This is a genomic window from Kangiella sp. M94, from assembly GCF_054926195.1.
The window spans coordinates 2,573,464-2,595,492 of sequence record NZ_CM142903.1; the positions used below are offsets into that span (position 1 = coordinate 2,573,464).

A 22,029-nucleotide genomic window follows, 5' to 3' on the forward strand; every position below is an offset into this window, starting at 1 on the left:
TATCTCTAGTCCATTCACCCCCCGAGATGCTCTTGATGTGGATTATTGCAATACTTAACCCGTTCAACTAATATTTATCCGCTTTTTATTAGCAAAAAACTATATGTGCTTATTAAATAAGCCGTCTCTTTATAATAATGAATTGAGGATATTATGAATATTAAAAAAACGTTACTGCTTACAGCAGTTTTATTGGGGTTACAAGCTTGCGCACCTTCGGCATACAACATTGATAAACCTGAGCCATCGACAATCAGCTACGCCAATCCAGCTGAATCTCAAGAGTCGCTTCACCTGATAGACAGTCGTCCTGAGCTGGAGAAAACGTTCAGCTACGGTGTTCTAAAGGCAGAGCTACTCGATAATAAAACTCCAGTTGAGCCAATCGAGTTCTTACAAAAGCACACTCAAGCAGAGCTAAAAGCGCGTAACATTAATGCACAGCTCGCCGCGCAAGGCAAAAACATTCATATCAACAAATTTGTTGTCAGAAATCATCGCACTAATGCCTATACGCCATTCATTACGTTTACCATGCTTAGCGCTGACATCATGAGTGACGAAGGTTCTAAGCGTATTGCCCTATTTATTAAGCGTGGCAAGACTCCTGTTTGGAGCTTCGATGAAATTATTGAGCCAACTTTCAATCAGCCTTTAGATCTAGCCATTAAAGAATTTGTCGCAAAACTCAATAATCACCTATTCCACCAGGCAATGACCGATGAAGAAGTTCAGGCTCTGATTGCTCGTATTAACAATGCTGATGATGCTGATACTGCCTACCAGGACGTGTACCAACTTGGATTTTCTAATAATCCACTAGCTTTAGATACTCTGCTAGAACTTACTAATAATGATGATGAGTATATTCGTCTGGCTGCCATTTCTGGTCTCGGCACCATCAAGGCTGAATCGTCACTGGAACGACTTAAAGAAATCTATGCCACAGCGGATATCTGGCAAGATAAAGCTATGGCGCTAAAGTCGATCGGAGATATCGGTACTGACGAAGCACGCAATTTCTTAGTAGTTGCATCCAATGAGCTACAAAGCGCGAATGATAAAGAACGTTTATGGAGTCAGGAAGTCATTGACTTGTACTTAAAATAAATCTTCTTTGCTCAGGTAAGTTAAGGGTACTTCCCTTAACTTACCTCTATTTCAAACAACTTATACTGCAACTGCCCTGCTTTCTTATCTTTAAGCTCACTCCAGTTCTCTGGAATATTAAGCTCCAGCCCCTGCTCCACTTCAATATAGATTAGAGCCTCAGGTTTAAGCCACTCCGCTTCAGCCAGTTGTTCTATGACTTTTTGCGTCATGCCTTTATGGAATGGCGGATCAAGGAAGATGATATCGAAAGGTTGTTGATTTGAGGCTATAAATTCAAAAGCATCGCCATGCACAACATGAGCATTATCGGCGTTGACCAGTCCCAAATTTTCTTCAAGCTGGTGAAAGGCTTTGCGGTTCAGTTCAACAAAAGAGGTTTTCGCTGCTCCTCTGGAGAGCGCTTCAATACCGATAGCTCCTGATCCTGCAAACAAGTCCAGGCACCGTGCGCCATGAATCTCATTCTGTAGCCAGTTAAAGAGAGTTTCACGAATTCGATCAAGGCTGGGTCTGAGCCCTTCAACTTCAATAAAGCGTAATTTGCGCCCTTTCCATTTGCCACCGATGACCCGAAATTGGCCGGTCTTTTTTGCATGTGGCGATGAGGATGTTCTCTTGCTTTGTTGAGCAATCTTATTTCGATTAGCCATAAGTGGCCTCTTCTACTCTGGCGTTCAAGTTTGCCCGCTCGCGGTTTGCAAATCTCTTACGCACCTGCCTTGAAAGTGATAGGATAACGCCTTTATAAAGTTTAACAAGTCATTGATACCTTTACTGCCATGAGCGACTCACAATCAAAAGATAAATCAAAACGCGGCCTGTTCGGCTGGTTTGGCAAAAAAGACTCCGAGAATGCTAATCAAACTCCAGCTCCGGAGTCTGATACAGGCGTTGATGAAGAGCTTCTGCAAGAGGCAGAACATGCTCTGGAAGAACAGCTCGAAGAGCAGGTGGAACATGATATTGAGGAAGCTTACGAACATCAGGAGCACCAGGAAGAAAAGATTGAAGCGGCGGCTCCAACTTTGACTGATACTGACAGCAATCAACAGCATCCAGCCGAAAGAAAAGGTTTCTTTTCACGCCTCAAAGCCGGCTTAAGCCGCACCCGTGGTCAGTTAGCGGACAGCTTGGCTAATCTGGTTCTGGGCAGTAAAGAAATTGATGACGATTTGTTGGAAGAAATCGAAACTCAATTATTGATGGCTGATGTGGGTGTAAGTGCCACCCGCAAAATCATTGATGATCTGACTGACAAAGCCGATCGTAAAGAGCTTAAGAACCCACAGGCTTTAATGGATCGTTTACGCCAATTATTGTCTGAGATCATTGAACCTTGTACTCAACCGCTGGAGCTGACCCACAAGCCTTTTGTGATTTTGATGGTTGGAGTCAATGGTGTCGGTAAGACCACCACCATCGGCAAGTTGGCTAAAAAATTCCAGGGTGAAGGTAAATCGGTAATGCTCGCTGCTGGCGATACTTTCCGTGCCGCCGCTGTTGAGCAGCTTCAAGTATGGGGCGAACGCAATAATATTCATGTCACCGCTCAGCACACCGGCGCAGACAGCGCTTCAGTTATTTTCGATGCTCTACAGGCAGCCCAGGCACGCAATATTGATGTCTTGATCGCCGATACAGCCGGACGTTTGCATACTAAATCGAACCTGATGGATGAGCTATCCAAGGTACAGCGTGTTATGCAAAAGCTGGATCCGAGCGCGCCGCATGAAGTGATGTTGGTGGTCGATGCGGGTACCGGTCAAAATGCTCTTAATCAGGCCGAACACTTCAATAAAGCGGTACCACTTAGCGGAATTACCATTACCAAGCTGGATGGCACTGCGAAAGGTGGTATTATTTTTGCATTGGCTGACAAGATGAAAACGCCAATTCGCTTCATTGGGGTGGGCGAAAGTATTGATGACTTACGCGAATTCAATGGCCAGGACTTTATTCAGGCCTTATTCGCAACCGACGATAACGCTTAACAATAATAATCTATCAACACACTATGATTGAATTTCACCAGGTATTTAAACGCTATGAAGGTGGCCACGAAGCCCTCAAAGGGGTTAGCTTTGAGTTACCGGCTGGTGAAATGGCATTTCTAACTGGCCACAGTGGCGCTGGTAAAAGTACCCTACTGAAATTGATTGCTCTAATGGAGCGGCCTACACGTGGTCAAGTCATTCTTGATGGGCAGAATATAAGTAAAGTTAAAGATCGGCATATTCCTTACCATCGTCGCAAAATTGGCATGATCTTTCAGGATCATCGTCTCTTATATGATCGCACTGTTTTCGACAATGTTGCTTTGCCTTTGATTATTGCCGGCGTATCCGATCGTGAAATTCCGAAACGGGTGCGGGCTGCGCTGGACAAGGTCGGGCTGCTCAGTAAAGAAAAGCAATTGCCAATTCAGCTGTCAGGCGGCGAGCAACAACGAGTGGGCATTGCACGCGCAGTGGTCAATAAACCCCCTCTTCTGCTTGCCGATGAGCCGACCGGTAACCTCGATCCTGAGTTGTCAGCCGACATCATGAATTTATTTGCAGAATTCAATCAGGTTGGTGTTTCAGTGTTGATTGCTTCACACGATTTAGCCTTAATTGCCCGCATGAAGCACCCGGTCATTACCTTGAAAGAAGGCCGTACCATTCGCAACGAACTGGCGGAGGCTGCTTTTGATGAGTAAATCCAATCGTCAAAATACTTCCTATAAAGTCAGCTTTCTTGATCGTTTCAAGATGGCTATCAGCCTGCACAAGAAAAATGCTGCGAGCACCCTGCTGGATGTCTTGCGTCACCCAACTAACAGTCTGCTGACCATATTAGTTTTAGCCATCGCTTTGGCTTTGCCGACTGCTTTTTATGTATTCAGCTCTAATGCTAAAGCCATCAGCAGTAACTGGAGCGGTGGTGTGCAAATGGCTTTATTCCTCAAAGACAATGTCAGTCAGGAACAGCGAGCCGAGTTGGTACAAGAGTTAAGCTTTCGTCCCGAATTTAAAGAGGTTGTGCTGGTTCCAAAGGAAGAAGCTATTGAAGAGTTTAAGCAACAATCCGGCTTTGGCGATGCTTTGGACTATCTTGACGATAACCCTCTTCCCGATAGTATTATTTTAACTCCCTATGAAATCCATGCTGAAGCGGCCATGCTCGAGCAACTGGCACAGGAGTTAGAGCAAAACCCCATGGTTGATCTGGCTCAGTTGGACATGGCCTGGATTCAACGCTACCAGGCAATTCTTGAAATCTCACAGAAAGTAGGCTCTTTTGTCAGCATCTTGCTTGCGTTCGGGGTTCTTTTGATTGTTGGCAACACCATTCGACTGGCGATTTTAAATCGCCGTGACGAGATTCAGGTTATTAAATTAGTCGGAGCCACCGATGCCTTTATTCGCCGTCCCTTCCTATATACCGGTTTCTGGTACGGTCTTATTGCCGCCCTGCTCGCTGCGCTGATGGTTAATATTGTGTTGCTTCTTTTACAGCAACCCTCTTCTACACTAGCTGATCTATATAACAGCGGCTTTTCTTTAATGGGATTGGAACCTAACCAGACGCTGACATTATTGGCAATTGGTGCAGGTTTGGGCTTATTCGGTGCCTGGTTCTCGGTCAGTAAACACCTTAAAGATATTCAACCCACTTAGCTAACCATTAAAAGATTCACTTTTTTCTCACCAGTCATAATGGATACTAGGCTCAACTAGCCATTCACCCGCTATACTCTGAGGTAATACTCAAAATTACATTATGCTATTTGCTTATGGCTGAGAAGCTTGTTTGAATATGAGCGTTTATTATCTATCAAATATTGAGTATCCCTGTCGATATAAGGAAAAGATTTATGAAATTATTGTTTACTTTAGCTTTAAGCATATCCACCCTCGCTTTTTCTAGCACCATTAACGCTAAAGCTGCTGATTACGAGTTTGACACAGTCCATACCCAGATCATCTTTAAAGTCAATCACTTAGGCTACTCTAATTCTTATGGTAAGTTCCGCGCCTTTGACGGTACCTTAAGCTTTGATCCTGAAGACTGGTCAACCGCTAAAACTGAAGTGTCAATCAATACCAAAAGCATTGATCTAGAAAATAAAAAATGGAACGACCATATGCGCAACCCCGATTTCTTCGATGTTGAGCAATACCCGGCCATGACGTTCAAAAGTACTAAGCTAGAAAAAACCGGTGAAAATACCGGTAAGCTACACGGTGATTTAACCATTTTGGACAAAACCTTACCGATTACTTTGGACTTAACCTTAAATCAGGCGGGCATACACCCAATGAGCGAACAACCACACGTTGGATTCTCTGCTACTGGCACTATCAAACGTTCAGAGTGGGGCATGATATATGGTGTTCCAGCAGTTGGTGACGAGGTTGATATCATTATTGAAGTAGAGGCGACTGCAAAATAAGCTCCTTAAGTTTAATCCGGTTCCTGCTAACCGACTGATTTCTGGTCTGGCAGGAACTCCTGGTTCTAATTTGTAATCTCCTGTTACAAAGCACCCATAAGACTTTAGCAAGTTTCACTTTATTTCTGCTTACGAGGGGTGTAGGTTACTTGATTCAAGGATACAAACTAGCCTCCAGGCCTTATAGAACCTCGCCTGAAACCTCTTTTTTGTATGGAACTTTTTTACTGATTAGCACTCTTATGCTTAGAGTGCCAAAATATTAGCACTCTCACTTAAACAGTGCTAATATTGGCCAATCTTTATTATTGGAGAGAATGCATGAGCAACATTTCACCGAGCATGGCATTAGCCGTTCCAACAGGCAGTATTGATGGTTACGTCAGTACCGTCAGCGCTATTCCTGTCCTGTCGGTCGAAGAAGAGCAAAAACTAGCGCATGAATTTCACGACAATAACGACATTGAAGCTGCGCGCCAGTTAGTAATGGCTCACTTACGCTTTGTTGTCTATATAGCAAGAAGTTACAGCGGTTACGGCTTACCACAAGCCGACCTTATCCAGGAAGGCAATATTGGCCTGATGAAAGCGGTTAAGCGTTTCGACCCTAGCGTCGGCGTGCGTCTGGTTTCTTTCGCCGTGCACTGGATCAAAGCTGAAATTCACGAATACGTATTGCGTAACTGGCGTATCGTCAAAGTTGCGACCACCAAGGCGCAGCGTAAATTATTCTTCAACTTGCGTTCGAAAAAGAAAACCCTTAACTGGCTCAATAATGACGAAATTAACGCCGTTGCACAGGATTTAGGTGTCAGCGAAGAAGAAGTTCGTCGTATGGAAGGGCGTTTGAATGCCCACGATGCCTCATTCGATGCACCGCATGCCAGCGATGACGATGATGCAGTATACGCACCGATTCATTATCTCGAATCTCCTAACTCAGATCCCGCGCAAGCCATTGAACAGGAAGACTGGCAGGATCAGCGCGAAACTCGCTTATTGTCTGCATTGAAAACGCTGGATGAAAGAAGCCAGGATATTTTGCAGCAACGCTGGTTGAGCGATCAAAAAGCGACCTTGCATGACTTAGCAGATAAATATGGCGTTTCAGCTGAAAGGATTCGTCAGTTAGAAAAAAATGCCATGAACAAAATTAAAAACGCCATTAGCTAATCTGTGCTGGCGAACATTTATGTTAAAAAAGCGACCAAATTGGTCGCTTTTTTTTTGCCCCTGGGCTCTTCTCACCAATTATCAAATATTTTACACCACAAGTCGGTTTTGGTTTGTTTTCTGAGCTATTTGTCGACAAATCAGTCAATTGCTGACTGATTTTCAACCTGTTTGTCGAGTTTTTATACAACAAATACTTGATCCAGTTCACATTTAGTAGCAAGATGATACTGTCATTATAATTAAAAAGCTTGGGGAGGCTTTATGAATCGTCTAAGCACCTTATTGTTTGTCAGCACATTTTTTCTCGTGGCTTGTGGAGGAGGGGATACCAACCCTTCAACAACCGAAACGACAGTCAGCAATGATTACGATTGCGTCATCAAATATGGATGGGAACCGCGTCCACCTTACCAATTTCTACACAACGCAGAGATGCAAGGCATTGATATCGAAATCTTCAAGAAGGCTGCCGATGCTACTCAATGTAACGTTCAATATGTTCAAAAAGGTTGGTCAGAGTTATTAACGGCTCTGGAAAAAGGTGAAATTGACGTATTAGGCGGTGCCACTGAAACCCCAGACCGTAAGGTTTATGCTGATTTTTCAGTTCCCTATCGAAGCGAGTCATTTGCACTGTTTATCCGCTCAACCAGTTCTTTTCAGGGTGATACATTAAGTGGATTTTTAAGTGGTGGTAACAAAATTGGTATCACAAATGACTATTACTATGGTCAGGACGTCTATAACTTGATGAACCACCCACAGTACGGCCCACTATTTATTGACGGTAACTTCGGCGAGCAAAGTTTCTACAATGTCATTTACAGCACTATTGATGGCGTCTTAACTGACCCGATCGAAGGACGCTATATTATTAAACGTAAAGGCCTGGAATCACAGGTTAAAGAGTCTAGTGTTATTATTCCAAGCGATAATGTTTCCTTCATGTTCAGCAAAAAAGGATTATCGCCAGAGAAGACCAAAGCATTGCAAGACGCCATTAAAGAACTGGTGGCCAATAGCGAAGTGAACCCTGTTGTTGCTAAGTACCAATGATCAAAAGATTGATTTGACAAACTTTAGCCACCTTCATTGGTGGCTTTTTTTATCTTAAGTCACATTTGAAGTAGATAATTAAATCGGCTAGACTCTCGCCTCTAGATTCTTATCTCTAGACACTTCTTACTAGATTCTCTTCGGATAATAAGCACTACGGAACGATAGGCAGATGACAAATAACAATACTATAAAGCTAGGCGTCCTATCTTCCCATTGCTGGATTCAACCGGCTTTTAAAGAGCAATCCAACTTTAAGAGCTTAGCTTTACTGGCCGATTTCAACGAAATTAGTTTGAAGCAAATTCCTCCCATCAAACGACGCAGACTGAGCGGCCTCAGTAAGATAGCTATGCACAGCTCCCTTTGTTGTCTGGAGCACAGTGACTTTACCGCTGAACAACCGATAACCGTTTTCGCCTCTCAGCACGGTGAGCTCAACCGAACTACTAACATTGTCGAAAGCATGCTTCATGAGCAGGCAGTCTCACCGAAAGACTTCAGTTTATCCGTTCATAATGCTTCACTTGGTTTATATTCTATTTTTACTGGCAATAAAAATCCGGGGACCAGCATTGCCGCTGAGTCAAACACCTTCGGTTACGCACTGCTAGAGAGTTATCATCAGCTACAGAGATTTCCGGGCCGTCCGGTATTATTAACCTGCTTTGATCTGCAGGTTGGAGCACCTTTCTCCGAACTACAGCAGAAACTATACCCAAGCTACAGCCTTTCTTTACTGCTGACCCAACCATCCACAGCGTATCCAGCCATCTCTTTTGCGTTTGAGCCCCTTAAGCATCAGCAATCGCCCGAATTGCCCTTAGGCCTCAGTTTTTACGACTTTCTACAGAGTAGTGAACAGCAGCGAGCATTAAACAGTCTTGATACACGCTGGGAATTTGTGAAGCATGTTGTATAAAATCAATTACCTATGGCGCATTTTCGCGACTGGCCTATCCTTCGCAACCTTTGGGATTGGGGGTTTATTATTATCGTTGTTGGTTTTTCCGATTATTGGGCTCTTTTATCGTGATCCAAATATCCGCAAGCAAAAGGCTCGCTTCCTGATTCACAAATGCTGGTATGTATTTATCCGCTTTATGCAAATGCTGGGAATATTTACCTTTGACTTAAAACAGGCCAAGGAGCAGCTACAAGGCGTTGAAGGCAAAATCATTATTGCTAATCATCCCAGCCTGATTGACGTTGTTGCGCTGATTTCCTTAATCCCCAAGGCTGATTGTGTGGTTAAAGAAGGCTTATGGAACAACTTTTTCTTGAAAAGGGTGGTTAGAGTTGCCGACTTTATTAACAACGACCAGGATGTAAATAAACTCATACAAAACTGTAACAAAAGCCTACAAGAAGGTTATAATCTTGTGATATTTCCTGAGGGTACTCGCACAGTCCCCAATCGGCCCATAAAACTACAGCGCGGGGCGGCTAACATTGCCATTCGCTGTCAAAAAAATCTACTGCCAGTGATTATCGACTGTGACCCCACCACGCTTACAAAACAAGAAATGTGGTATCAAGTTCCTCCTCGCAGAGCACAGTTCTCGATGAGGGTGGTTGAGGAAATAGATATTACTCCGTTTATTCATAATGAGAAAAATGAATCAATCGCAGCAAGACGGTTAACGGAGCATATTAAATCGATTTTTATAGAGGAAATAGATAAAAATGAAATCCTTAGAAAACGAGATTAAAGCAGTTATTATTGACTCGCTCGATCTCGAAGAAATTAGCATTGATGATATTAAAGCAGACGAAGCTTTATTTGGTGATGGATTAGGACTTGATTCAATTGACGCACTTGAGCTTGGTTTAGCTTTGAAGAAACAATTCGATATTAAACTTGATTCCAATTCAGAAGAATCAAAGAAACATTTCTATTCTGTCAGTACTTTAGCTTCTTTTATAGAACAACAAAGAGGAGCTCGCTGATGGCACAACTTGATAATAAAGGGCAGATCTTCCAACATTTAGTTACCATCCTGGTTGAAGACTTTGAGGTAGAAAGCGACGATATTACACTCGAAGCTAATCTTTATACGGATTTGGATCTGGATAGCATTGATACCGTTGATTTAGTCATCAAGCTACAGGAAATGACTGGCAAATCCGTCAATCCCGAAACCTTCAAGGCTGTTCGAACCATGCAGCATGTTGTTGACGCGGTGTATGACTTAGTTCATAGCTAACCATGCAACATCTTTTTAAGACCTTAATCGCTATTGTGGTTTTACTCTACCCCTTGGCGGTTTATTTTGGCCTGCAATATTTAGAACCGAAATCGATAGCTCTGTTACTGGGTGGACTGGTTCTGATTCGTGGATTTGTAATCCGCGGAAAACTCCTGCAAGCCTTTAAAGGTCTGTGGATTATCGTCCTTATAGCTGGACTTTGTATTGCATCCTTAAGCTTTTTTCTCAATACAACTTCCGGCTTAAAACTTTATCCAGCCATTATTACCGCCAGCTTTTTAGCCGTATTTGCCTATAGCCTGTATTCACCCCCTTCAGTGATTGAAAGAATCGCACGAACTCAGGAACCTGAGCTGCCTGCAGAAGCGATTCCTTACACTAAGAATGTTACCAAAATATGGTGTGCATTTTTTATTGTTAACATCTTTATTTCACTGTACACCACTTTCTTTACCACCATAGAAGTTTGGACACTCTATAATGGACTTATCTCTTATCTGTTAATGGGACTTTTATTCTTTGGTGAGCTCATCTATAGAAAGCTGATACACCAATCGAAGTAGGGTAGTGATGTGAACGAGGCTGTCGAAAAACTCCATAATTTACTACAAGCTCCTCATAATTATTGGGTAGCCTATGATGCAGAGCATGCCTATTCGCACTCTCAGTTTATTCATGACGTCCATCTTTGCATGGCTCACATTAATCATTACCCACACCACACTTATTTATTATTTGTCGAACATAGCTATTCGTTTGCAGTTAACTTCATTGCCCTGTTAATGCTGCAAAAAGATATTGTTTTAACAGCCAATAACAAGCCTGAATGGATTGCTCAAATTGATACTCATTACGATGCTATTATCGGAGAGACGTCACTAAACCCTTTAGTGTCTGGCGATCAATTTGTTAATACAAAACTTAATGAAACCGTTAATAACTTAATTCTGCCTGAGGTTTTAACCAGTAAAGTTCTTTTTTTCACCTCCGGTTCCACCAGCAAGCCTAAGTTAATCACTAAATCGATTACTCATATACTGATGGAAGTCGGCGCTATTGATCGCCTGTTCGGTGAGTCGGTCGCTAACTGCCAGTTCCTTGCTACTGTATCCCACCACCATATTTATGGTTTGATCTTCCGGCTCCTCTGGCCACTGATTTATCGACATTCCTTTTACTCCAGGATTGTTTTATATCAAGAACAACTCGCCGATTTATGTAGAGATAATCCCGATATTTGTTTGATTTCAAGCCCTGCTTTTTTATCTCGACAGGACACAAATCTTGACTCTATTTCATTAAAAACATGCTTTAGTTCCGGCAGCTTATTAAGCCAACAAGCGGCACAGCTTGCCCATCAGCAACTAGGCGTTTTTCCCGTCGAGGTCTATGGTAGCACCGAAACTGGCGGTATTGGTTATCGCCAACAAAGTAATCTTAATCAGCAGTGGACCTTGTTTCCCGGCATTCATATTTGCCAGCCAACCAATCAACCGTCGATTCTTTCTTCGCCCTACCTTGAACAAGATATCGCTCTAGATGATGAGATAGAGCTTCTTGATAATCAACACTTTAAGCTACTGGGCAGAAAAGATAGAGTGGTTAAGATTGAAGAGAAACGCGTCTCACTGAATGCTATTGAGCACACTCTTAACGCATCACCATTGATAGAAGAGGCCAAAATTGTCGTGTTACAGCATCATCGTACGTTTTTAGGTGCGGTAGTTGTTCTCAGCGAGGAGGGCAGGCAATTCCTAGAAACCCGCCAAAAACAAAGCCTTAATCGATTATTTAAATCCCAGTTAGCAGAAACCTATGAAGCCGTTGCTATCCCGCGCAAATGGCGCTACCTTGATGACCTGCCTTTGAACAGCCAAGGCAAGCTTCCTTTAGATGAACTTAAGGCTTTATTCTAATATGGATTATCCAGATATTGTTGCGCAGGACTTGCATGATAATGAGCTTCAACTCATGTTGAGCATTGATGCAAATTTAGATGCTTTTGAAGGACACTTTGATCAATTCCCGGTTGTTCCGGGAGTGACCCAAATCGCCTGGGCAAAATATTACTTTAGTAACCTGCTAGCCCCTAAGTTAAAACTTTCTCGTCATTGGCAAGTGCAGAAAATGACAACTTTAAAATTTCAGCAGGTCATGACGCCAAACAATCAAGTCCAACTCACTCTTTCTTTTGATCACAATAGAGAGTGTTTCACATTTTCTTTTTATAATAGCCAAAGTCAGTATTCTTCTGGCAAAATTTTTGTTTCTCCGCTTAGGCTGACCGACTGATGTCCTCTTGCCACTGTATCGTCATACCAAATTATAATCATACTCAGCATATTGAGCAGGTGTTGCTAGCAATAGAACCACTTAACCTTCCCGTTATCATGGTCAATGACGGTAGCGATCAGCATACCCATCAAGTGCTGAACCAATTGCCCGATCGATTTAGCTTTTTACAAGTGATCAATCTGCCTGAAAATTCCGGTAAAGGTGGCGCAGTAATGGCTGGGCTGCTAGCCGCTCATGAACAAGGCTTTAGTCACGCCATTCAAGTTGACGCTGACGGGCAACACAACCTTAAAGATATTCCCAACTTTATTGCTTTAAGTAACAACTATCCTGAAGCCGTTATTTGCGGTATTCCGGATTACGATGATTCAGTGCCATTAGGGCGTTTAATCCCACGCTACCTCACTCACTTCTGGGTTTGGGTCGAAACCTTGTCCTTCAAAATCAAAGACTCAATGTGTGGCTACCGCCTTTATCCGCTTGCTGCTACCGTGCAACTTATTAAAAGCACGAATATCGGTAAGCGAATGGATTTTGACACTGAAATACTTGTCAAACTTTATTGGGCTTCTGTCGATATTCTCAATTTTCCTACTAAGGTTACCTATCCCGAAGATGGCTCTTCACACTTTAGAATGCTTCAGGACAATTGGTTAATCACTAAAATGCATACTAAACTTTTTTTTGGCATGCTCCCTCGCGCACCCAGGCTAATTGCTCGCCACTTCAAGTCACGACGTAAGCAAACTGATACTCATTGGTCAGCAACACAAGAGCGCGGCTCCACTATCGGAATCCAAATTTTAGTCTGGTTATATCGCTTTTTTGGCCAGTGGCTATTTCGTATCGTATTAATTCCTGTCATTGCTTATTTTGTTTTAACTGGCAGCAAGGCGCGTAGTGCTTCTTATCAATATTTACAGCGCATAAACACTTATAATCAATCCCATGCCAAGGTTCGTTGGTATCACGTCTATAAACATTTTTATCAATTCGGCTTAGCCGCTGTCGATAAAATTAGAGCCTGGCTTGGGGATGTGGGACTGAAAGATATCATCTTCCATAACCCACAAATATTTGACTCTCTGCGCAAAAATAACTCTAGCAAAGGTGCTGTTTTTATTGGTTCACATTTAGGAAATTTGGAGCTTTGTCGAGCCATCGGTGAGGCTGACTCTGCACTTACTATTAATGCTCTTGTTTTTACAAAACATGCTTTAAAATTTCAGCAGGCACTTGAAAAATTTAATCCTAAGGCTTCTGTTAACCTGATACAGGTTGATACTCTCGGAGCTGAAACAGCCATCATGCTTAAAGAGAAGGTCGATGCGGGAGAAATTGTTATTATCGTTGGCGACAGAACCTCTGTCACTCAATATGGCCGCGTAAACTATGCTTCATTTCTTGGTCAATCAGCACCCTTTTCACAAGGTCCATTTATTTTAGCCGGCATCCTTGAGTGCCCTGTCTATTTATTATTTTGTCTGAAACAATCAGGACAGTATCATGTTTATTTAGAGCCTTTTTCTGACAGTCTGAAATTGGCAAGAACAAACAAAAACGATCAGTTACAATCCATTATTGAGCGTTATTCTCAGAGGCTGGAACATTACTGTTTAAAAGCCCCATATCAATGGTTCAACTTCTATAATTTTTGGCAAAAAGATGACCATCAACATATTCAACGTAGCGCACTAAAAACACAAGAGAGCCATCGCCGTGACAGAAACTAAAAAAGCCATTACTTTTGGTAACTCTTCGCTTAGCATTGAGCAGATTTGCCAACTCGCAAAAGGCAATGCCACTGCCCAGCTTAACTCTGCACCTGAGTTCAAGCACAAAATACAACAGGGTGCTGACTTTATCAAAGAACTGTTGCGTGAAGATGGCGTTATTTATGGCGTTACCACGGGTTATGGTGATTCAGTTACCACACCAGTGCCTGTGCAGGACACTCATGAGCTACCTCTACATCTGACCCGCTTCCATGGCTGTGGCCTAGGAAATATCTTTTCTGCCGAACAAACTCGTGCCATTCTTGCGGCAAGATTAGCATCATTAAGCCAAGGTTATTCAGGCGTTAGCTGGTCATTATTACAGCAACTAGAACTTTTATTGGAAAAGGATATCTTACCGCGTATCCCTGAAGAAGGTTCGGTTGGTGCCAGTGGTGACCTGACTCCACTATCCTATGTTGCTGCAGCACTGATTGGCGAACGCGAGGTGCTCTATCAAGGTAAAACTCAGCCAACCGAGCAAGTATTTAAAAATCTAGGTATCAAGCCCATCACGCTGCAACCAAAAGAAGGTCTGGCGATAATGAATGGTACCGCAGTGATGACTGCGCTGGCTTGTCTTGCATTTGAAAGGGCTGATTACTTGACCAAACTCTGTTCCCGTATCACTTCTCTATGCTCGATTGCTTTGCAGGGCAACAGCGCTCATTTTGATGAACTGCTGTTTTCAGTCAAACCACACCCTGGTCAAAACCAGGTGGCGGCCTGGATTCGTGACGATCTGAATCATTACAAACATCCACGCAACTCCGATCGTCTTCAAGATCGCTATTCCATCCGCTGTGCCCCTCACATTATAGGCGCGCTGAAAGATGCTATGCCTTGGATGCGTCAAACCATTGAAACTGAGTTAAACAGTGCTAACGACAACCCTATTATCGATGGGGCAGGTCAACATGTTTTGCACGGCGGTCATTTTTACGGTGGTCATATTGCGATGGTCATGGACACCATGAAAACTGGCGTTGCCAATCTTGCCGATTTAATGGATCGTCAGATGGCTCTGTTAATGGATTGTAAATTTAATAATGGCTTACCCAATAATCTGTCTGCTGCCTCAGAACACCGCAAACCCTTAAATCATGGTTTTAAAGCTGTGCAAATTGGCATTAGCGCCTGGACTGCTGAAGCATTAAAGCTGACCATGCCGGCCAGTGTTTTTTCACGCTCGACAGAATGCCATAATCAGGACAAAGTAAGTATGGGTACCATTGCTGCTCGCGATTGTTTGCGTATTCTGGAACTCACTGAGCAAGTCGCTGCTGCTTCATTAATGGCAGCAACTCAAGCAGTAACTTTGCGTATTAAGCAGAATCAATTAGACCAAACGTCACTCTCCGATGGCGTTTCATCCACCTTAGAGCAAGTATTTGAGCATTTTGAATTGGTCAGTGAAGACCGCCCATTAGAATATGAACTGAGACATTTCGTTGCCTTAATTCAAAAGCAGCATTGGAGCACCTATGCCAATCAATAATAAACAATTACATTCGCATCCAATCAGCGCAGAATATAACATTGAAGTGCCTTTCTTCGACCTTGATCCGATGCAAATCGTTTGGCATGGCAATTACATCAAATACTTCGAAGAAGCGCGTTGCCAGCTACTGCGCAAGATTGATTATGATTATCCACAAATGAAGGCATCAGGTTATTACTGGCCAATCATTGATATACGAGTGAAGTACGTTAATCCGGCAAGGTACGGCCAAAAATTACGATGTATTGCGACTCTTAAAGAATGTGAAAACCGTTTGCTGATTGACTACCGAATTGAAGATCAGGCGACCGGCAAGAAACTTTCAAAAGGCCATTCCATTCAGGTTGCAGTAACTGCCGATGAATTTGAAATGCAATTAATGTCGCCCACTGTTCTATCTCAAAAACTAGAAGACTATTATGCATCGTTATAAGTTAATATTACTGACATTCTTTTTGTCCTTTGCTTTTCTTGCTACCAGCAAAGCACACACTGATTCAGCTCAAAGCTGTAACCTTCAATCCGTCACAGAGCAGGTGCGCGAGCATGCTCCTCTTAATCAATTTCAGCAAACCAAACGCATTGCCATTTTATCTAAACCATTAGTCTCCACAGGTTATCTGCTGGTTGAAGATGAACATGGCGTGATTTGGCAAACAACAGAGCCTCTTAAAAGTACCATTCTGATCAAAGATGACTCCTTACAACAATTCAACAAACATGATCAAGCTGTTTCAGCACCAGCCAACTCGAATCAAAAAGCCAGTCAGCTAATCAGCTCAACCTTTCTTGCTATTTTAGCGGGTGATTTTGAACAACTTGAACGTAACTTTTCTGCCGAGTTGATTTGTGATGAAGAGCAATGGCAGATTCAATTGCAGGCCAAACATGATGATATGCAGCGTTTGTTAACTGACATAACCATCATTGGTAACACCAATATTCAACAACTAATTTTTGCTGAAGCAAATGGTGATACTACAGAATTAGTTTTTAAGCCGCTTGATGATCCGGCAATAGAAGAAGCACTAGGTCTCTATTTTGTCCGCTAAACTGTCTACTAAATCTAAAGCCCTGATTTGGGTTATTTTAATTCTAGCAACTGCGGGGCTTTTTTATAAACAGCTTAAATCTTCCTCTGCGTTTAACATCCAAACCAATATCTTGAAGTTATTGCCTGTTACTGAAGTGGATCCCTTTGCTGAGAAAGCTTTCGAGCAATTTTCGGACAAAAACTTTAGACAAATTATTGTTGGCATAAAGACAGACAAAGACACCGATTTTCAACCGCTGGCTCAATCGTTAATTGCTCAACTTGAACAAACCCAATTGATTGAACGATTCAACACTCAAATAACCGAGAGTGAACAACAGGCCATTGCTGAGCTGGTTTTTCAGCATCGCTTTCACTTATTGAGTGAAGCGGACCGCAAGCTCATGTCTTCAGCTGGCGCTGAACCTTTTATTGATGACAGCCTACAAATTCTTTATTCGCCACTCTCCGGTCAGCTGCTCAATCTGATGCCACAGGACCCATTGCTGTTATCCTATCGCTATCTGCAAAATTCTGTGGGCCAAAACCAGCCATCTTCTCAAGCGCAGATAGTCGATAATCTGATGTTGTTCTCACAACCTGACCATAATCTGGTCATTCTATCGGCGTTATTAAAGCGTTCACCGTTCGACACTGAAACCCAGGATCGGATTACTGAAGTAACCCATAATTTTGCCAGTAGCCACCCTGACGTCGAGTTGTTAACAACCGGTGCGGTATTTTATGCAAAATATGCAGCTGCATCCGCCAAGTCGGAAATTTCAACCATCGGAGTAGGCTCTTTAATTGGTGTTATCTTCCTGTTAATCATTGCCTTTCGAAGTATCGCTCCACTGTTTATGACCTTAACCTCGCTGGCTGTTGGAATTTTTGTTGCCTTCACGGTAGTTCATTATGTCTTTGGTTCTATTCATATTTTAACGCTGGTTTTTGGCGCCAGTCTGTTAGGCGTTGCGGTCGACTATGCCTTCCATTATTTTTCCAGTGCCATCCACCATTCGAAACCCTTGCCGCATATCTTTATGGCGATTGTAATGGGCTTGCTCTCCAGCGTGATCGGTTATACCGCACTCTACATGGCTCCATTTCCCGGCCTGCAGCAAATGGCCGTTTTTTGCGCTACTGGCTTAGTCGGTGCTTTTCTGACCGTAGTACTGTTATTTGATACTTTCCGTTATAAAGTTTCTACACCCTCGGCGTTCCTGTCAGTTCTTCAAAAGCATCATTCGGTTAGCCAGAAGCTCACTCATCGTTACCTTATGGTAAGTCTTCTGTTGCTGCCTATTATCGCAGGCTATCTGCTATTAACCGCTGATCAAGACAACGACAATATTCGTCAGTTGCAGGCAGCGCCAGCAGAGCTGGTTAAACAGGAGGCCATGCTTACCCAGATCACATCAGCTCCGGCCACTAATCAATTCTTTTTACTACGCGCAAATTCCAGTGAACAACTGTTGAATACCATTAATCAATTTGATAACCAGCTTGATCAGTTGGTAGCTGACAATGTCATCAGCAGTTACTCGCATCTTGGCCACTTTGTGCCAAGTCGGCCGCAACAGGAAGCAGATTACCAGCTGATTGGTGAGCAACTGACCTTATCTAATCTCAAACCCTTCCTTGATATCGGAATACTTGATCAAGCGAGCCTTGCACAGCTCAAAAGCGACTATCACCTAAACGGCGACAATTATTTAGAGCTCGAAGAATGGCTCGAGTCACCGATTGGCCAACGTCTTTCTTATTTGTGGTTAGGTAATATTGAAGGTAAGGCCACCGCCATAATCAGCCTCTCGAATATTAAAAATATTCAGGCTCTTGAGCTATTAGCTGAGCAGAGTCCTGATCTTTACTTCATTAACAAAGTTGACAAAGTTTCACAGCTTTTTACCAGCTACCGTGAACTCGCTAGCTACATGCTACTACTGGCTTGCCTGGCGATACTGATTTTACTGTCTATCAAATACAAACTGCTAATTGCCTGCCATGTTGTATTGGCTCCTCTACTGGCGGCCTCTGTTGCGATTATCATTACCATACTGGTCACTGGCAGCTTTAATTTATTCAGCACTCTGGCACTGTTTCTAGTATTCGGCATTGGCATTGACTACGGGCTTTTTTATGCCGAAGCACAGTCTCGATCAATTTACATTCACCTGGCAGTCACTTTATCTGCCACCACAACCTTCCTGTCATTTGGGCTCTTGTCACTCAGCGAAACACCAGCCATTCATGCCTTTGGTTTGACCATGCTGACGGGCATATTAACCGTCTACTTGCTATCACCCATTCTTGGTAGTCGAATTTACCGGATTAAAGGACTGAATCATGCCTGAGTTGAACCCACAGTACGATGTCATCATCATTGGTGCCGGCCCGGCAGGCAGCTTGGCGGCATCACTATTAACACAACAAAACGTTAGCGTTCTGGTGGTCGAAAAACAGCACTTTCCGCGCTTCTCAATTGGTGAGAGCCTGCTACCGCAGTCGATGGTGTATTTACAAGAAGCAAATATGCTTGATGCCGTTAAAGCAGCAGCCCCTGAGCTTGGTTTTCAATTCAAAGATGGCGCTGCTTTTTTTGCCAACAATCACCCTTGCCACTTTGATTTCAACGAGAAGTTTACTTCAGGGCCCGGCAGCACCTTTCAAGTCAAGCGAGCTGCCTTTGATCAACTATTAGCAGAAATTGCAGAACAGCAGGGAGCAACCTTTTGTTTTGGGCAACAGGTCACTCAGGTGCAGCTAGAAGCCCCCTGTGCCGTCACTTTGCAGGATGAAGATGGCACCAGCCGTGATATCCATACCCGCTTTATCCTTGATGCCAGCGGTTTTGCCAAAGTATTACCAAAACTGCTGGATTTAACGCTTCCCAGCTCATTTCCGGTTAGAAGCTCAGTGTTTTGTCATGTAAAAGACCATATCAACTCTGAAACTTACGACAGAAATAAAATCCTCATAGAAACTCATCCACAATGTAAAGATGTCTGGTATTGGTTGATTCCGTTCGCTGACGGCACTGCCTCCATTGGCTGTGTTGCCAAGCCTGACTTTTTTAAAAAATTAGAGTTTGAGGAATTAGAGTTCGAACAATTAAAGACTGAGCAACTAGCGACTGATCAATTAGAGAACGCCTCTTCTAGCCATGAGCACTCTTCCCATGAGCAGTGGCTGGATGAAGCTGTTAACCAATCGGTTCGCCTCAAGCAACTTTTAACCGCTGCCAGCAAAACCACCAGTGTACAGCACATCACTGCCTATTCTTCCAACGTTAAGCAGCTGTTTGGTGATCGTTATGCATTGCTGGGTAACGCCGGCGAGTTTTTAGATCCGATCTTTTCTTCAGGGGTGACCATCGCTTTTAAATCCGCCAAGTTGGCTACCGATGTTCTGTTAAAGCAACTTAATGATGAAGAGGTATGTTGGCAGTCAGAGTTTGCTGATCCTTTGCAACAAGGAGTTCAAACCTTTAAGGCTTTTGTGGAATCCTGGTATCAGGGACAGTTGCAGGATATTATCCACTTTGATGACGCCCCTGAGAATATTCGCGAAATGGTCTGTTCGATTCTGGCTGGCTATGCCTGGGATACCAGCAACCCTTTCGTAGTACACACTAAACGTCGATTAAATACATTAGGTCAATTATGCGCAACGTCATAATTCTCTTACTTTGCTTATCCATTTGGGGTTGCAATCCGTCTTATATCAGCGATCAACATAGAGTGCAGATCGCCCAAGATGTTCAGTTTCAACTGATCCACAAACTTCCCTTTGAACATGGCTTACAGCTTTTGCAAAGTGCCCAAATCGATTTTCAGGGTCAATCGCGTGATCTATTATTTCAAACTGAAGTCCGCGACAATCGGTTAACCATGGTCGGGCTAACAGCCACCGGCACGCGTCTCTTTTCTATCGAAATGAAGCGCGATCAAATCCAAGCAAGTGGTTTGCCGTCAAGTGATGAGCTGAAGCCTCAATATCTGTTAGCTGACATGCAGCTGAGTTTATGGCCTGCTGAGCTCGTTGCTAAAGCTTTAACCGGCGCCGAGGTTAATCAGATCAATCCTCTTGAGCGTGTGATTAGTCATAACCAGCAACCCATTATCGTCATTCGCTATACTGAGCCGGTTTATTATCAGGGTAATATTGAATTTCGGCATCTAGAACGTGGTTACAGCTTGAATATTGAACTTTTATCCATTGAAGAGGTTTCTGATGGCCAGTAATTCGCTTGTTTACCTTAATCATATGGCTTTGAATAATGCCCTAGGATCTAAGCATGACGAGGTTTTTTCCAAACTGATTAGTGGCAATACCTCCGGTATGGTTCCTTATCGATCACCCGCCACCAGCAAAGAGTTCTTGGTCGGAAGAGTTCAAACTCAGCTACCTGCTATGCCAGCCGGGTTTGCCAAACATAATACCCGTAATAACCGGCTCATTCTTAACTGCCTTGAGCAGCTTTCTGCATCACTTTCCGAATTGTCACAAACCTATCCGGCTCATCGTATTGGCATAGTTATGGGCACTAGTACCTCCGGCATTGCTGAGGGTGAAATTGCGCTCCAATCACATGCTCAGAGCGGAAAGTTTCCCGAGGATTTCAACTATTGCCAAATAGAAATGTCCTCCCCGGCCAGCTTCATTAAAGACTATCTCCAGTTAAATGGCCCGGCTTATTCTATTTCGACGGCTTGCTCTTCCAGCGGTAAGGTATTTGCTTCTGCCCGCAGCCTTATCGAGAATGATATTTGCGATGCCGTCATCGTTGGAGGCGCTGATTCACTCTGTGATATGACTCTCAACGGTTTTGATTCATTGGAAGCCATTTCTCCTCAGCTAGCATTACCGTTTAGTGTCAACCGTAATGGAATTAACATCGGCGAAGGTGCGGCGCTGTTTATTATGTCGCGTGAAGCAGCTCCTATTGCTTTGTTGGGCGTGGGTGAATCATCTGATGCGCACCATATTTCGGCACCTCATCCCGATGGTCAGGGCGCAGCCCTCGCTATGGCAATGGCGCTTGAAGATGCGGGACTGCAAGCAGAAAATATTGATTACTTAAATTTGCATGGCACCGGTACTGAATTGAACGACCTGATGGAAGGTAAGGCTGTTTCTCGTATTCTTACTGATTCAACCATTGCCAGCTCAACCAAGCCTCTTGTTGGCCATACATTAGGCGCAGCAGGGGCAACCGAGCTGGCTTTTTGCTGGCTCGCTCTGTCTCAATCTTCTGCGCCTTTTCACTTTCCCAAGCATTATTATGATGGTCAATACGACCCAGCGATCCCCACATTAACTCTGGCAACCGGCCAAACTAGCAGCCAACCTCTCAAGGTTGCCATGAGCAACTCCTTTGCCTTTGGCGGCAATAATGTCAGTGTTATAATCGGTCGCACATAATAGGGTAG

Annotated in this window: 23 protein-coding genes; 22 read left to right on the forward strand and 1 reads right to left on the reverse strand. The window is 43.4% G+C overall.

Going from position 1 to position 22,029, the window contains the following annotated elements; all coding sequences use genetic code 11:
- Positions 1-153 precede the first annotated feature (153 nt).
- Positions 154-1,110, forward strand: coding sequence for a HEAT repeat domain-containing protein (locus ACYTXU_RS11935; RefSeq protein WP_462207009.1), 957 nt, complete (start codon positions 154-156; stop codon positions 1,108-1,110).
- Between the two features lie 35 nt (positions 1,111-1,145).
- Here ACYTXU_RS11935 and rsmD read toward each other — a convergent pair whose 3' ends face one another.
- Positions 1,146-1,763, reverse strand: a complete 618-nt coding sequence (gene rsmD / locus ACYTXU_RS11940) for a 16S rRNA (guanine(966)-N(2))-methyltransferase RsmD (RefSeq protein ID WP_462207010.1) — start codon at positions 1,761-1,763, stop codon at positions 1,146-1,148.
- A 129-nt stretch (positions 1,764-1,892) separates the two neighbouring features.
- Between rsmD and ftsY the strand changes: the two genes are divergently transcribed.
- From ftsY to ACYTXU_RS12045, 21 genes are all read left to right on the forward strand, one after another.
- Positions 1,893-3,104 (forward strand): signal recognition particle-docking protein FtsY, encoded by a 1,212-nt coding sequence (gene ftsY / locus ACYTXU_RS11945; protein WP_462207011.1) that lies wholly within the window; start codon positions 1,893-1,895, stop codon positions 3,102-3,104.
- 23 nt (positions 3,105-3,127) lie between these two features.
- Complete coding sequence (gene ftsE / locus ACYTXU_RS11950; protein WP_462207012.1) at positions 3,128-3,811, forward strand: cell division ATP-binding protein FtsE; 684 nt, start codon at positions 3,128-3,130, stop codon at positions 3,809-3,811.
- Positions 3,804-4,772 (forward strand): permease-like cell division protein FtsX, encoded by a 969-nt coding sequence (gene ftsX / locus ACYTXU_RS11955; RefSeq protein ID WP_462207013.1) that lies wholly within the window; start codon positions 3,804-3,806, stop codon positions 4,770-4,772. Before ftsE ends, ftsX begins: the two co-directional genes overlap by 8 nt.
- 197 nt (positions 4,773-4,969) lie before the next feature.
- A complete protein-coding gene (locus tag ACYTXU_RS11960; protein WP_462207014.1) occupies positions 4,970-5,548 on the forward strand; it encodes a YceI family protein in 579 nt (192 codons plus the stop codon).
- 321 nt (positions 5,549-5,869) lie between these two features.
- Positions 5,870-6,721, forward strand: coding sequence for an RNA polymerase sigma factor RpoH (gene rpoH, locus ACYTXU_RS11965; protein WP_462207015.1), 852 nt, complete (start codon positions 5,870-5,872; stop codon positions 6,719-6,721).
- Positions 6,722-6,985: 264 nt separating this feature from the next.
- Positions 6,986-7,780 (forward strand): substrate-binding periplasmic protein, encoded by a 795-nt coding sequence (locus tag ACYTXU_RS11970; RefSeq protein WP_462207016.1) that lies wholly within the window; start codon positions 6,986-6,988, stop codon positions 7,778-7,780.
- Positions 7,781-7,952: 172 nt separating this feature from the next.
- A complete protein-coding gene (locus tag ACYTXU_RS11975) occupies positions 7,953-8,702 on the forward strand; it encodes a beta-ketoacyl synthase chain length factor (protein ID WP_462207017.1) in 750 nt (249 codons plus the stop codon).
- A complete protein-coding gene (locus ACYTXU_RS11980) occupies positions 8,692-9,492 on the forward strand; it encodes a lysophospholipid acyltransferase family protein (protein WP_462207018.1) in 801 nt (266 codons plus the stop codon). Before ACYTXU_RS11975 ends, ACYTXU_RS11980 begins: the two co-directional genes overlap by 11 nt.
- Positions 9,467-9,730, forward strand: coding sequence for a phosphopantetheine-binding protein (locus ACYTXU_RS11985; protein ID WP_462207019.1), 264 nt, complete (start codon positions 9,467-9,469; stop codon positions 9,728-9,730). The genes ACYTXU_RS11980 and ACYTXU_RS11985 overlap by 26 nt, the downstream gene beginning before the upstream one ends.
- A complete protein-coding gene (locus ACYTXU_RS11990) occupies positions 9,730-9,987 on the forward strand; it encodes an acyl carrier protein (RefSeq protein WP_462207020.1) in 258 nt (85 codons plus the stop codon). Before ACYTXU_RS11985 ends, ACYTXU_RS11990 begins: the two co-directional genes overlap by 1 nt.
- 2 nt (positions 9,988-9,989) lie before the next feature.
- On the forward strand, positions 9,990-10,553 hold the full coding sequence (locus tag ACYTXU_RS11995) for a COG4648 family protein (RefSeq protein ID WP_462207021.1): 564 nt from the start codon (positions 9,990-9,992) through the stop codon (positions 10,551-10,553).
- A 9-nt stretch (positions 10,554-10,562) separates the two neighbouring features.
- Positions 10,563-11,906: an AMP-binding protein gene (locus tag ACYTXU_RS12000; RefSeq protein ID WP_462207022.1), complete on the forward strand. Its 1,344-nt coding sequence runs from the start codon at positions 10,563-10,565 to the stop codon at positions 11,904-11,906.
- A 1-nt stretch (position 11,907) separates the two neighbouring features.
- On the forward strand, positions 11,908-12,282 hold the full coding sequence (locus ACYTXU_RS12005; protein WP_462207023.1) for an ApeI family dehydratase: 375 nt from the start codon (positions 11,908-11,910) through the stop codon (positions 12,280-12,282).
- Positions 12,282-14,018 (forward strand): glycosyltransferase family 2 protein, encoded by a 1,737-nt coding sequence (locus tag ACYTXU_RS12010; RefSeq protein ID WP_462207024.1) that lies wholly within the window; start codon positions 12,282-12,284, stop codon positions 14,016-14,018. Before ACYTXU_RS12005 ends, ACYTXU_RS12010 begins: the two co-directional genes overlap by 1 nt.
- Positions 14,005-15,558, forward strand: a complete 1,554-nt coding sequence (locus ACYTXU_RS12015) for an HAL/PAL/TAL family ammonia-lyase (protein ID WP_462207025.1) — start codon at positions 14,005-14,007, stop codon at positions 15,556-15,558. The genes ACYTXU_RS12010 and ACYTXU_RS12015 overlap by 14 nt, the downstream gene beginning before the upstream one ends.
- A complete protein-coding gene (locus ACYTXU_RS12020; RefSeq protein ID WP_462207026.1) occupies positions 15,545-15,994 on the forward strand; it encodes an acyl-CoA thioesterase in 450 nt (149 codons plus the stop codon). Before ACYTXU_RS12015 ends, ACYTXU_RS12020 begins: the two co-directional genes overlap by 14 nt.
- Positions 15,981-16,613 (forward strand): LolA family protein, encoded by a 633-nt coding sequence (locus ACYTXU_RS12025; protein WP_462207027.1) that lies wholly within the window; start codon positions 15,981-15,983, stop codon positions 16,611-16,613. The genes ACYTXU_RS12020 and ACYTXU_RS12025 overlap by 14 nt, the downstream gene beginning before the upstream one ends.
- Positions 16,603-18,951 (forward strand): MMPL family transporter, encoded by a 2,349-nt coding sequence (locus tag ACYTXU_RS12030; protein ID WP_462207028.1) that lies wholly within the window; start codon positions 16,603-16,605, stop codon positions 18,949-18,951. Before ACYTXU_RS12025 ends, ACYTXU_RS12030 begins: the two co-directional genes overlap by 11 nt.
- The gene (locus tag ACYTXU_RS12035; protein ID WP_462207029.1) at positions 18,944-20,275 is read left to right on the forward strand and encodes an NAD(P)/FAD-dependent oxidoreductase; all 1,332 of its coding nucleotides are present in this window, start codon (positions 18,944-18,946) and stop codon (positions 20,273-20,275) included. The genes ACYTXU_RS12030 and ACYTXU_RS12035 overlap by 8 nt, the downstream gene beginning before the upstream one ends.
- Positions 20,260-20,841, forward strand: coding sequence for a DUF3261 domain-containing protein (locus ACYTXU_RS12040; RefSeq protein ID WP_462207030.1), 582 nt, complete (start codon positions 20,260-20,262; stop codon positions 20,839-20,841). The genes ACYTXU_RS12035 and ACYTXU_RS12040 overlap by 16 nt, the downstream gene beginning before the upstream one ends.
- Entirely contained in the window at positions 20,831-22,021 is a 1,191-nt protein-coding gene (locus ACYTXU_RS12045) for a beta-ketoacyl-[acyl-carrier-protein] synthase family protein (protein WP_462207031.1), read from the forward strand. The genes ACYTXU_RS12040 and ACYTXU_RS12045 overlap by 11 nt, the downstream gene beginning before the upstream one ends.
- The last annotated feature ends 8 nt before the right edge of the window (positions 22,022-22,029 follow it).

What these genes read in the sequence shown, in the direction of transcription:
- ACYTXU_RS11935 (WP_462207009.1), top strand. Translation starts at nt 154, where the DNA reads ATGAATATTAAAAAAACGTTACTGCTTACAGCAGTTTTATTGGGGTTA.
- rsmD (WP_462207010.1), bottom strand. Translation starts at nt 1,763, where the DNA reads ATGGCTAATCGAAATAAGATTGCTCAACAAAGCAAGAGAACATCCTCA.
- ftsY (WP_462207011.1), top strand. Translation starts at nt 1,893, where the DNA reads ATGAGCGACTCACAATCAAAAGATAAATCAAAACGCGGCCTGTTCGGC.
- ftsE (WP_462207012.1), top strand. Translation starts at nt 3,128, where the DNA reads ATGATTGAATTTCACCAGGTATTTAAACGCTATGAAGGTGGCCACGAA.
- ftsX (WP_462207013.1), top strand. Translation starts at nt 3,804, where the DNA reads ATGAGTAAATCCAATCGTCAAAATACTTCCTATAAAGTCAGCTTTCTT.
- ACYTXU_RS11960 (WP_462207014.1), top strand. Translation starts at nt 4,970, where the DNA reads ATGAAATTATTGTTTACTTTAGCTTTAAGCATATCCACCCTCGCTTTT.
- rpoH (WP_462207015.1), top strand. Translation starts at nt 5,870, where the DNA reads ATGAGCAACATTTCACCGAGCATGGCATTAGCCGTTCCAACAGGCAGT.
- ACYTXU_RS11970 (WP_462207016.1), top strand. Translation starts at nt 6,986, where the DNA reads ATGAATCGTCTAAGCACCTTATTGTTTGTCAGCACATTTTTTCTCGTG.
- ACYTXU_RS11975 (WP_462207017.1), top strand. Translation starts at nt 7,953, where the DNA reads ATGACAAATAACAATACTATAAAGCTAGGCGTCCTATCTTCCCATTGC.
- ACYTXU_RS11980 (WP_462207018.1), top strand. Translation starts at nt 8,692, where the DNA reads ATGTTGTATAAAATCAATTACCTATGGCGCATTTTCGCGACTGGCCTA.
- ACYTXU_RS11985 (WP_462207019.1), top strand. Translation starts at nt 9,467, where the DNA reads ATGAAATCCTTAGAAAACGAGATTAAAGCAGTTATTATTGACTCGCTC.
- ACYTXU_RS11990 (WP_462207020.1), top strand. Translation starts at nt 9,730, where the DNA reads ATGGCACAACTTGATAATAAAGGGCAGATCTTCCAACATTTAGTTACC.
- ACYTXU_RS11995 (WP_462207021.1), top strand. Translation starts at nt 9,990, where the DNA reads ATGCAACATCTTTTTAAGACCTTAATCGCTATTGTGGTTTTACTCTAC.
- ACYTXU_RS12005 (WP_462207023.1), top strand. Translation starts at nt 11,908, where the DNA reads ATGGATTATCCAGATATTGTTGCGCAGGACTTGCATGATAATGAGCTT.
- ACYTXU_RS12010 (WP_462207024.1), top strand. Translation starts at nt 12,282, where the DNA reads ATGTCCTCTTGCCACTGTATCGTCATACCAAATTATAATCATACTCAG.
- ACYTXU_RS12020 (WP_462207026.1), top strand. Translation starts at nt 15,545, where the DNA reads ATGCCAATCAATAATAAACAATTACATTCGCATCCAATCAGCGCAGAA.
- ACYTXU_RS12025 (WP_462207027.1), top strand. Translation starts at nt 15,981, where the DNA reads ATGCATCGTTATAAGTTAATATTACTGACATTCTTTTTGTCCTTTGCT.
- ACYTXU_RS12035 (WP_462207029.1), top strand. Translation starts at nt 18,944, where the DNA reads ATGCCTGAGTTGAACCCACAGTACGATGTCATCATCATTGGTGCCGGC.
- ACYTXU_RS12040 (WP_462207030.1), top strand. Translation starts at nt 20,260, where the DNA reads ATGCGCAACGTCATAATTCTCTTACTTTGCTTATCCATTTGGGGTTGC.
- ACYTXU_RS12045 (WP_462207031.1), top strand. Translation starts at nt 20,831, where the DNA reads ATGGCCAGTAATTCGCTTGTTTACCTTAATCATATGGCTTTGAATAAT.